Raw genomic sequence first — 10630 nt, forward strand, 5'->3', positions numbered from 1 at the left:
TGGCGGTGGTCTGGCGCGGTGCTCTTGGTTCAAGTTTGAAACAAATCTACACTGGGTGCATGACGACCCGCTGGCTCACCCCCGAGGAGCAGCGCGCCTGGCGCGCGTACGTTGCCGGCTACCTCCTCCTCGAGGACGCGATCGACCGGCAGCTCCAGCAGGAGGCCGGCATGCCCCACCTGTACTACTCCATACTCGCCAACCTCTCCGAGACACCGGAGCGGCGGCTGCGGATGACCGACCTCGCGGAGCAGCTGAAGATCACCCGCAGCAGGCTGACCTACGCGGTGTCCCGGCTGGAGAAGGACGGGCTGCTGCGTCGCGAGGACTGCCGCTGGGACAAGCGCGGCAGCGTCGCGGTCCTGACGGACGAGGGCATGACGGTCCTGGAGAGCGCGGCGCCCGGCCATGTCGAAACGGTCCGCACCTCCCTCTTCGACCGGCTCACCCCCGAGCAGGTGGGACAGCTGGAGGAGATCTTCACCCAGGTCGCGCGCGGGTTCCAGGAGAGCGGGAACGGCGACGCGGCGCCCGAGGACCTCCCCTGGAGACGGCGCTCCTCACCCTGCTCCGGGACCTCGTGAGCCGCGCCACACCCTGGTTGCTTTAACTTTAAAGCATGGGTAGGGTCTCGACTCACTGGATCTGCTTCAAATCTGAAGCACAGGGCGGCCCGGCGTCGCCCTGTCACCGTCCTCCGGACCCGGGAGACCGCATGCCCGACACCCCCGCCGCCACCCCGCGCGCCCGCGTCCGGGTACCGCTGCGCTTCCCCGACGGTTACTCCGTCGACGCCGAACTCGTCACCTTCCACGGTCTCGCCGACGGCCAGGAGCACGTCGCCGTCGTCCTCGGCGAGCCGGCGCCCGGGGCCACCCCCCTGGTCCGGCTGCACTCCGAGTGCCTCACCGGTGACGTCTTCGGCTCCGCCCGCTGCGACTGCGGGCCGCAGCTGCGCGAGGCGGTCGAGCGCATAGCCGATACCGGCGGCGTCCTGCTCTACCTCCGGCAGGAGGGACGCGGCATCGGCCTCTACAACAAGCTCGACGCGTACGCCCTCCAGGACCAGGGACTGGACACCTACGAGGCGAACGCGGCGCTCGGCCTTCCCGAGGACGACCGGGACTACACGGCCGCCGCCCAGATGCTGCGCGCCCTGGGCATCACGGCCCTGGACCTGCTGTCCAACAACCCGGACAAGGCCGACCAGTTGCGGCGTCTGGGTATCGACGTCCAAAACCGGGTGCCGACGGGCGTCTTCACCACCCCGCACAACGTCCGCTACCTGCGCGCGAAGGTCCTCCAGACCCAGCACACGCTGCCGCTGGCCGACCTCACCGGGCTCGGCGTGGGCTGACCGCCGGCGGTCCGAACGGGCCGTCCAGCGCGGCCCACTGGAGCAGCATGATGGTCTTCGCGTCCGCGATCGCGCCGGTGCGGACGAGGTCGAGGGCCTCGGCGAAGGGGAGTTCGACGACGGCGATGTCCTCACCCTCGGCCGCCACGCCGGCCGTGTCGACACCGGGGGCGGAGGCGTCGTAGGGGGCGGCGAAGAAACTGAGCCGCTCGGTGACCGAACCGGGGCTCATGAACACGTCGTAGACGTGCTCGACCTCGTGGACCGCCCGTCCGGTCTCCTCGGCCGCCTCGCGGCGGATCGCCTCGCGCGGGTCGTCGCCGTCCAGGAGCCCGGCGGCGGTCTCCAGCAGCATGCCGTCGGGGTGCCCGTTGACGTACGCGGGCAGCCGGAACTGCCGGGTGAGCAGGACGGTACGGCGGTCGGGGTCGTAGAGGAGGATCGTGGCGCCGTCGCCCCGGTCGTACGTCTCGCGCTGTTCGCGGCTCCGGTGTCCGTCGCTGTGCCGGTAGTCGAAGGTGGTGCGGCGCAGGACGGACCAGTCACAGGCCAGGACCTCGACGTCCACGACGCGGACCCGGTCGTTGCCGGTGAGGTCGCGTCCCTGCCGGTCGAGTCCGGTACGGCCACGGGGGTCGGGAATGTCTATGCCGGGGGTGCCGGAGGCGGGACGGGGCGAAGCGCCGTGGGCACCGGACGCGGGCCCGGCCGAGGCGTCGAGGTGCCCGGTCATCGGCGGCCCGCGGTGGGGGCGGCGACGGCGCGTGGATCGGGGGCGTCGGTGAGGTGCGGGACCTCGGCGAGGCCGGCGTAGATCCGCTTGCCCTGGGCGCGGCCCCGCTCGACCATCCGGTCCGCGCCCTCGGACGGGCCGCCTACCCGCAGGACGGCGTCGCACCGGTCCAGCAGACGTTCGGCGACGGGGTGGAAGAGCTCGTCGAAGAGCGGGTCGCCGGGGGCGGCGCCGCCCGCCGTCTCCAGCAGGGGCAGCGCGAGCGCCTCTCCGGTGACGGGCAGATGCCCGGCGCGGAACAGCACGAGGGCGACCTCGTTCATGGACCGTACGTTGGCCGCGAGCTTCGCGGGGTCGTCGCCGGTGCCCGAACGGTACGGGCCGGCGACAAGGATCATCAGTGGTTTCACGGGTTCTCCTGGGGCGAGTTCAGGCCAGCCGGGTCTCGACGCCGGCCTCGCGCAGGGCGTCCAGCGTCTGCGGGCCGCCGGGATGGGTGGCGGGGTCCGCCGCGGCGGCGTCGGTGACGAAGGAGTGCACGGCGTCGAGCGGGGCGACCTGGCTGAACGCGCGCACGCCGAGCTTCGTCGCGTCGGCCACGGCGACCGTACGGGCCGACTGGCCGAGCCCCGCCTGCTTGACGGCCGCGTCCTCGAGGGAGAACTCCGACCAGCCGTGCACGGCGTGCACCCCGCCGATCGACATCACGAACACGTCGAAGGCAAGGGACTCGATGGTGCGCAGGGCCAGCGGCCCGACGAGGGACCGCTCACCCGGGCGGGAACGGCCGCCGACGACCAGCAGTTCGATGCCGGGCCGGTCGGCCAGCCGCAGCGCCGCCTGGAGACTGAGCACCGCGACCGTCAACGGGCCCCGTGCGGCGAGGTGTTGCGCCACGTGCACGGTCGTGGTCCCGGCGTCCAGCAGTACCCGTGACCCCGGCTCGACCATTCCGGCGACGGCCGCGCCGAGGCGGTCCTTCGTCGCCGCCTGCCACGCCTGCCGCGCCTCGAAGCCACCACCCTCCTCACGCGCCCGCGCGGCGACGGCCCCGCCGTGCACCCGCCGCACCAGCCCCTGCCGCTCCAGCACGTCCAGGTCCCTGCGCACGGTCATCTCCGAGACCCCGAGCCGCTGCGCGAGCTCGGCGACGGACACCCGCCCCTGGCCATGCCCCTGTTCCTCGCCGTGCTCCTGACCCTGACCCTGATCCTGGCCATACCCCTGGACGAGGCGCAGGGTCAGATCCAGACGATCGGCAACATCCATGCCGGTATTTCTACCACGCCAATGTTCGAATGAACACCAACATGTTCATTCCCGTCGGAGCGATGTGTGGACGGACGGGACGGCGCCGGCCGACATGGGACAGGGCGGCGCGTTCGTTCCTCCGCCCACTCACTGCGTGTGTGCTGTGCGCAAGTAGTCCAGGCCGGTGCGGTCCGTCACGTCGGAGGAGTCGCTCAGCCGGTGGACCACCGTCCAACGGCCGTCAGGGACGGCGCCGGCGAACACAGATGCCGTGCGGGTCGCTCCGTTGTGCCAGATCACGGGCAGCGGACCCGTACGTTGCCAAGCGAGGGCGGGTTCTCCGAGTGAGCGGTCGAGCACGAGACCCGTCAGCACGCGCGACAGTGTGCGGGGGCTTGCCCACAGGCCGCCTGCGGGCAGGATCGCTCCTGTCATGGTCCACGGTCTCGCACTGCGGCCCAGCCCTCTGGTCGGCAGCAATCGGGTTCGCTCCGGCGGCTGGGCATGCATCGCGTCGCGCGGCAGGCCGAGGGGGGCCAGTACGTGCACGGCGACGAGGTCGTCGTATTCATGCCCTGTTGCCGCAGTCAGTGCCGCCCCGAGCACCGCGTAACCGAAGTTGGAGTACTCCTCGTGCTCTCCGGCGGGGACGGTGACGAGACGGTCGAGACTCGCGAGCAGTTCGTGCAGCCGAGCGTCGGTGAACTTTTTGTAGGGGTCGAGGCGGGTGGTGCCGGGAGGAAGCCGAGGCAGGCCCGAGGTGTGCTCGGCAAGGTGCCGCAGGGTGATGCCGGTTCCTGGCGGAACGTCAAGCCATTGTTCGACGGGGTCGGCGAGGGTGAGGGTGCCTTGCTCGGCCAGCTGCTGCAGGACGGTGGCGGTGATGACCTTGGTGAAGGAGCCTATTTCCACGTACTTGTCGGGATCGTGCTTACCGGTGACGATCGGAGCTGTGTGGGAGCTGCCGATGATGCAGGTGGGGACGCGGCGCAGGGTCATTGGTTCACGGGCTCCGGGACGGCGGCATCGACGGGAGGGCCACCTGCCGGCATGCCCTGTTCGGCAGCCGTTGGGCGAAGGCCCCCGGCCCGCCTTTGTGTCCAGCGTTTGCCGAGGGTTCGTGCTGTCCGACCCGCGCGAGACAGGGCAGAGGACAGGAAGATGAGGTCGCAGGCGATCATCGTCAGGACGAACCCGGTGAGTCCCATGAAGACGCCGATGGAGACATGGAACGCGATGGAGGCCGCTGCGGTCCACGGACGCAGGCTGGGCACCAGGATCCCCATGGGGAAGTACACGAGGAACAGGGTGGTGCCGTAAGTGCCGAGAAAGACGATCAGGTCGTTGTTGTAGACGAGACTGGAAACGCCCGGCAGTTCGAACTCGGGGACGCGCATGATGTAGAAGAACGCGGTGCCGTCCAGGTGAATGGCTTATTCGCGTCGACCGCCGCCATCGCATCTGTACTCATCGAGCCGTGGTGAGTGGTCTGTACAAGGTGCAGGGAGAGGTGTGGTCATGTCGGCGGGGACATTGGAGCAGGCGCGGTGAGCATCTGCTGAGGGGGCCCGGGACGCCGAGGCGTGTGCCCAGGCCTCCGGCCAGAGCTTCACTGATCACCCGGCGGCCTCAGAGGGCTCATTTTTCGACTTGTCGGGGTAGATCAGCCGCACGCTGCCGCCGATCACCAGGAAGCAGCCCAGCAGGAGAGCGAAGCGCACGAACCTCACAGCACCGTCCCACTCGGTTGCAGGCCCGAAGACCAACCAGAACGCGAGAGCCATCCCCGCAACCAAAACCACCAGGCCGGCTAACCGACGCACCCCGTGCTCCATTCTTTTACGATCTTCAACCGGCCGATCACTTTACTCATCGGCAACTTCCGCCATGGGCGGGGCCGGTGATGGTTGGCTCAAGCGCTTCGACTGCGACATCGTCGTCAGGGAAACCGCGGCGGCCGGCAGCGCCCCGCAGACCGACGAACAGACCCCCGGACGGCCCCGCGCACCGCGCCGAAGCGAGCGCTGACCTTTCCGCGAACCCGGGTGTCGGACCGGGAGCCGGCGCGCTCGCGAGCCGCAGCCGGTCCGCAGGCCACGAGCACGACCGCTCACGCACAGGCCCGAAAACACCACAGCGCCCGACCCGACCGAAGCCGGATCAGGCGCTGCGCAGCAGGTCAGAGGGGTACCCTCGTCACCCGCACGGGTAGGCCCTGTGGGACTCGAACCCACAACCAATGGATTAAAAGTCCACTGCTCTGCCAATTGAGCTAAGGGCCCAGGTGATGTTGCCTCCCCGAGCATAGCCGGACGTGGCCGTGTCTCCGATCGGGTATCGGAGACACGGGCGCGCCGGGCGAGCGCCGAGAGACCTGAAGCGGTGGACTTTTGATCCATTGGTGCCGGGATCGGTCACGAAGGACGGCTGATACCGCTCACTTGTCCGGCAGTTCGGCAGGTGCCCCCGCCCGTGCCGCCTCCCGGGCGATGGTCCGTTCGTGCTCCGGGTTGAGGAACCAGTTCCGGGCGGAGGCCTGCCACCACCCGCCCGCGAAGCCCAGGACGACGAGGACCGCGACCGGGGCGTAGTTGAAGGTCTCCCAGGTGACCGGTGAGACCTGGGGCAGCATGAACAGAACGGTGATGACGGCCACCCACGCCACCGACACCACGCCGATCGCCTTCGACCAGCGGCCCAGGTGCCACGGCCCCCGGTCGAAGGCCTCACCCTTGCGGATGCGCAGCAGTGTCGGGATGACGTACGCGATGTAGAGGCCGATGACGGCGATGGAGGTGACGGCCGCGTACGCGGTGACGTTGATCAGGTACGGCAGGCCCAGCACCAGCGCGCCGCCGGCCGCGAGCCAGACCGCCGCGACGGGTGTGCGGGTGCGCGCGCTGACCGTGTGCCAGAGGTGGGAGTACGGCAGCGCGCCGTCCCGCGAAAAGGCGTAGATCATGCGGCTGTTGGCCGTCACCGACGCCATCCCGCAGAACAGCTGGGCGCCGATCACCACGAGCAGCAGCAGCTTGCCGGCGGTCGCGCCGAGCGCGTCGAGCAGGATCTGGGCGGGCGGCGCACCGGTCGGCGAGGCGAGTTGGGCGTCGTAGGACTGGATCGCGTACGTGAAGCCGAGCAGCAGGACGAAGCCGGCGATCCACGAGGTCCAGATGGACCGCACGATGCCCTTGGGGCCCGCCGTCGACGCGTCGTGCGTCTCCTCCGTCATATGGGCGGAGGCGTCGTAGCCGGTGAAGGTGTACTGGGCCATCAGCAGGCCGAGCAGGACGACGTACACCCCGCTGCCCCAGCCCGTGTTGTTGACGAACTCGCCGAACACGAAGGACGTCGACCGGTGCCTGTCGGGGACGAAGGCCAGCGCGCCGACGATGACGCCCACGCCCAGCACGTGCCACCACACGCTCACGCTGTTGAGGAGGGCGACGATCCGCACCCCGAAGGTGTTCAGCAGGCCGTGCAGGACCAGGATCCCGGCGAAGAGCAGGACCGTCCGGCCGGGCGTCACCCCGAAGTCGAACTGCAGGTTCAGGTACGCGCTGAGGAAGGACGCGGCCCCGAAGTCGATGCCCGCCGTCACCGCCACCTGGCCCAGCACGTTGAACCAGCCCGTGAACCAGGCCCAGGCGGCCGCCGATCGCGGGGGCGCCAGCCGATGGGCCCAGAAGTACAGGCCCGCCGACGTCGGGTACGCCGAACAGATCTCGGCCATGGACAGGCCGACGAACAGGGTCATCAGCCCGACGGCGACCCAGCCCCAGGTGATCACCGCCGGTCCGCCCGTGTTCATGCCGAACAGGTACAGCGTCAGGCAGCCCGACAGGACCGAGATGATCGTGAAGGAGACCGCGTAGTTCGAGAACGCCGACATGCGGCGGGCGAGAACCTGGGTGTAGCCGAGCTGAGCCAGCCGCTCTTCGTCCGAAAGGTTCCCGGGAGACCGACCGCCCACTGTGCCGTCATCTGTCATGCCCCCAGCAATTCCCTCACCGGGGGCGTGACACACGTCACAGCTTGGCTAGAAAATGCCCTTGTAGTTCTGCCAGCCCACGCCGATCTTGGCCCGCGCCCCGAAGGTGCCCGTCCCGGTGCCGGGAAGCCGGTACAGCCCGCCCGCGGTGTCCCGCACCACGAGGTCCGCCTTCCCGTCCCCCGTGATGTCCCCGGCTCCGGTGACCGCGTTGTACGAAGCCCCCCAATTCGCGAACAGCTTCACTCGCGCGGTGAAGGTCCCCTTGCCGGTCCCGAGGTAGCGGTACAGGTTGTTCGACCTGTCCTGGGCGATCAGGTCACCGACGCCGTCACCGTTGAGGTCACCGACGCCGATGATCTTCTTGTACGTCTTCCAGTCGTCGTAGAGCTTCACGGGCGCCGCCAGCTTCCCGGCGGCCGTCCCCTTGTACAGGTAGACCCTGCCGGTCGACGGATTGCGGGCGATCAGGTCGGGGCGGCCGTCCTTGGTGACGTCACCCGGCGAGGTCAGGACGTCGAACTGGGTCCAGCCGCTGGTCCCGATCGTCGTGTACGGCGCCGCGGGCGACAGCGCGGCACCGCAGCCCGTCCGGTACAGCCGCAGCGCCCCACTGCCGAGCCGGACGAGAACGTCGTTGCAGCGGTCGCCGCTCAGGTCGCCGATCGGCACCGGCTTGATGTCCTTCGGCCAGCCCGCACCGCTGACCTGGCCCGAGAACGTGCCCTTGCCCGTGCCCTGTTGGTAGGTCAGCGTGCCCGGCCGGGGGACGGTGAGCAGGTCACCGACGCCGTCCGGCTTCGTCGCCGTACCCACGTAGTCGTGGAACACGGGGTTGCCGCGCACCATCCGGACGGTGCCCCGCGTCTGCAAGGGGGCGCCGACGCCGTCCGCGGGCGTGACCGAGAGCGTCCAGTCGTAGGAGCCGTTGGGCAGGAGCGCCCCAGCCGTGACGCTGGTGCTCCACGGGACCTTCAGCGCGCCGCGCAGGGCGCCGCCGTCCGTGCCGCCGACCACCTTGCCGGTCGCCTTGTCACGCACCGTCAGGGTCCAGCCCGCGGCCGGCTTCGACAGCAGCACGTCGGTGAGGACGGGCGACGTCGTCGGGGAGACCTCCGTGGCGCTCCGCGGCGCGTCCAGCAGGCTCAGCGGTTGTTGCGGCACGCCGGACGGGACGAGGTGCACGCGCTCCTGGCCGTCTACGTAGGCGGCGTTCCCACCGGACTCGTCGGCCGTCCAGCGCACGTCCCGCTGCGAGACGCCCGTGTCGGGCAGGTCGCCGATGACCCGGCCGGAGGGGGTGCCGTCCGCGACCGTCGTCAGCGTCAGCTTCCCGGCCTGCTTGTCGTGGGTGACGACGTACCCGTCGCCGAGCTCGGCCTCGTCGGCCGGCACCGGCACGGACCTCTTCGCCGTGCGGTCGTAGACGCCCGCCCGGCCCTCGCACGTCCAGTACAGCCACCGGCCCAGCGCCTGGAGCTCGGTGGGCGTGCAGCCCGCGTCGGTGACGAGGGTCTCGGTCGTCTTCCCGGCCGTCAGGTCGTACGCGGTGACACTGCCCGGGGTCGTGCCGGTCGTCCACAGGATGTTGCCGGACAGGGCGGCGGGCCCGGGGGTGCGGGTGACGACGGGAGCGCCGTCACCGCCGATCCGGAAGACGTACTGCTGAGCGGGCGCCGTGTAGAGCACATAGTGGCCCGAGACATCGGCGATCTGGCCGCCCTTGGGCAGCCCGGTGCGCTCCCAGACACCGCCGTCGTCCGGCCCGTGGACCCTGATCCGCTCGGTGACCGCGTCGTGCGTGAGCCAGGCGATACGGCCGTCGGCCGTGCCCCGGAGCTGGGCGCAGGCGACGTCCGTGGCGGCACAGGTGGCCATCGGGACGTCGGTGGTGAACGCGCTGCTCTCACCGAACGAGGGGGTGCCGGACGCGGCGACGGTCCGTACCCGGTCCGCGAGTACCCCGGTGCCGTAGTGGTCCAGGACGACGAGCCGCCCCTGGGCCAGCGACAGGCTCTGGATCGTCCGCGGCGGCTTGGGCAGGGCTTTGACCAGCGTGACGACGGGCGGGCCGCCGTCCACGCCGGGAGTGATGCGCTGGATGCCCCGCTCTCCGGCGCCGGTGCCGACCTTCACGGCCGTGCCACCGGGACCGACCGCGGTGCCGTACGCCGAGCTCCGCAGCAGGGTCACCGGTTCGCCGCCCGCGAGGGGCTGCGCGGTCGTCGAGTACATCCCGTTGATCAGCCAGTCGCCGACGACGGCCAGATTGAACGTGGCGTTCGGCCCGTCGCTGACGCCCTTCAGCGCGACCTCGGCGGGGGCTCCCGAAAGATCGCGCGGGAACACCAGGACCGTGGCCTTGTCCGGGGCGGCTACGACGACATGTCCGCCGCCCAGCTCCACCTTGCTGTACGCCACCGGGAGCGCCCCGCTCCAGCCGCGCACCTCACCGGTCGTCCGGTCCACGGCGGCAAGCCCTGTCTGCCCGTCCACGCCGGCCCGGAAGTACAGCGTCTCCGCGTCCGCGCCGGCGGCCTGCCCCAGCCTGATGCCCGCCGGACCGCCCGTGACCTTCAGGTCTCCCGTGGTCCCGTCCGCCTCCGGCGTCAGCAGGTGCAGGATCCGGTCGGCCGTGCCGTCGGCGCCGGTCACGCTCTCGTAGGCGATCGTCAGGTTGTCGTAGGACGTGAGATACCCGAGTCCGGCCGGGATCGTCAGGGCGCGCCTGCCGCCGTCGACCGCGTCCCAGAAGTCGACCCGTCCGTCGGCGTGCTTGTACGCCAGGACGTCGGTACCGGTCGGCATCGGCACCGTCCCCGCAGGCGACGCCGGCACGTTCACCGACTCGCCGTCCGCGTAACGCGTCCACAGCAGGGGGCTGCCCTCCAGAGTGTGGAACACACCCTGCGCCCCGGCGGAGTCGTGACCGCTGTGGGTGGACGACGACCGGAACGTCGCGGTCAGGTTGTCGTCCCGCAGCTCAGCCGGCACCACCGTCTCCTGCGGTGTGTCCGCGACGGCGTTCGACGAGAGCAGCGGGCTCAGGCCGGCCGCCAGGACGGCGGAGGCGGCGACGAGACGCAGACGTGCGGAGCCATGGCGAGCCAAGAGGGTCCCTCCCCGGGAACAGGACGGAGACGGATCGGACTTGACGCCTCTCCGGCGTCCGCGGCCCCCCGGCCTTCACATCCGTCTCGTAAGTCGGCTGATCGTACAGTCGTTCCACAGCCCCGGGGAAAGGGTTTACCGGGGAACGCGAGAACGCCGTGGCCCCCACCGATGTTCGGTGGGGGCC

General features: G+C 70.4%; 9 protein-coding genes and 1 tRNA gene. 2 read left to right on the forward strand and 8 right to left on the reverse strand.

Annotation, left to right across the window (positions count from 1 at the left end):
• The first annotated feature begins 59 nt into the window (after positions 1–59).
• Both ACFWBB_RS36435 and ribA read left to right on the forward strand, forming a co-directional pair.
• Positions 60–584 carry a MarR family winged helix-turn-helix transcriptional regulator gene (locus ACFWBB_RS36435; RefSeq protein ID WP_385281575.1) on the forward strand — a complete coding sequence of 175 codons (525 nt, stop codon included), beginning with the start codon at positions 60–62 and terminating at the stop codon, positions 582–584.
• Between the two features lie 131 nt (positions 585–715).
• Positions 716–1357: a GTP cyclohydrolase II gene (gene ribA / locus ACFWBB_RS36440; RefSeq protein ID WP_385281578.1), complete on the forward strand. Its 642-nt coding sequence runs from the start codon at positions 716–718 to the stop codon at positions 1355–1357.
• Here the strand turns inward: ribA and ACFWBB_RS36445 are convergent.
• From ACFWBB_RS36445 to ACFWBB_RS36480, 8 genes are all read right to left on the reverse strand, one after another.
• Positions 1335–2090, reverse strand: coding sequence for an NUDIX domain-containing protein (locus ACFWBB_RS36445; RefSeq protein ID WP_385281582.1), 756 nt, complete (start codon positions 2088–2090; stop codon positions 1335–1337). The genes ribA and ACFWBB_RS36445 overlap by 23 nt on opposite strands.
• On the reverse strand, positions 2087–2488 hold the full coding sequence (locus tag ACFWBB_RS36450; RefSeq protein ID WP_385281597.1) for a DUF4406 domain-containing protein: 402 nt from the start codon (positions 2486–2488) through the stop codon (positions 2087–2089). Before ACFWBB_RS36450 ends, ACFWBB_RS36445 begins: the two co-directional genes overlap by 4 nt.
• A 31-nt stretch (positions 2489–2519) precedes the next feature.
• On the reverse strand, positions 2520–3359 hold the full coding sequence (locus tag ACFWBB_RS36455) for a DeoR/GlpR family DNA-binding transcription regulator (protein WP_385281585.1): 840 nt from the start codon (positions 3357–3359) through the stop codon (positions 2520–2522).
• A 129-nt stretch (positions 3360–3488) separates the two neighbouring features.
• Positions 3489–4340: a serine hydrolase domain-containing protein gene (locus tag ACFWBB_RS36460; RefSeq protein ID WP_385281588.1), complete on the reverse strand. Its 852-nt coding sequence runs from the start codon at positions 4338–4340 to the stop codon at positions 3489–3491.
• Positions 4337–4738 (reverse strand): hypothetical protein, encoded by a 402-nt coding sequence (locus ACFWBB_RS36465; RefSeq protein ID WP_385281589.1) that lies wholly within the window; start codon positions 4736–4738, stop codon positions 4337–4339. Before ACFWBB_RS36465 ends, ACFWBB_RS36460 begins: the two co-directional genes overlap by 4 nt.
• Before the next feature lie 812 nt (positions 4739–5550).
• Positions 5551–5623, reverse strand: a tRNA-Lys gene (locus ACFWBB_RS36470).
• Between the two features lie 155 nt (positions 5624–5778).
• A complete protein-coding gene (locus ACFWBB_RS36475; RefSeq protein WP_385281591.1) occupies positions 5779–7332 on the reverse strand; it encodes an amino acid permease in 1554 nt (517 codons plus the stop codon).
• Positions 7333–7380: 48 nt separating this feature from the next.
• Positions 7381–10443: an FG-GAP repeat domain-containing protein gene (locus ACFWBB_RS36480; protein ID WP_385281593.1), complete on the reverse strand. Its 3063-nt coding sequence runs from the start codon at positions 10441–10443 to the stop codon at positions 7381–7383.
• Between the last annotated feature and the right edge of the window lie 187 nt (positions 10444–10630).

This window comes from Streptomyces sp. NPDC060000, from assembly GCF_042737375.1.
Lineage (GTDB): Bacteria > Actinomycetota > Actinomycetes > Streptomycetales > Streptomycetaceae > Streptomyces.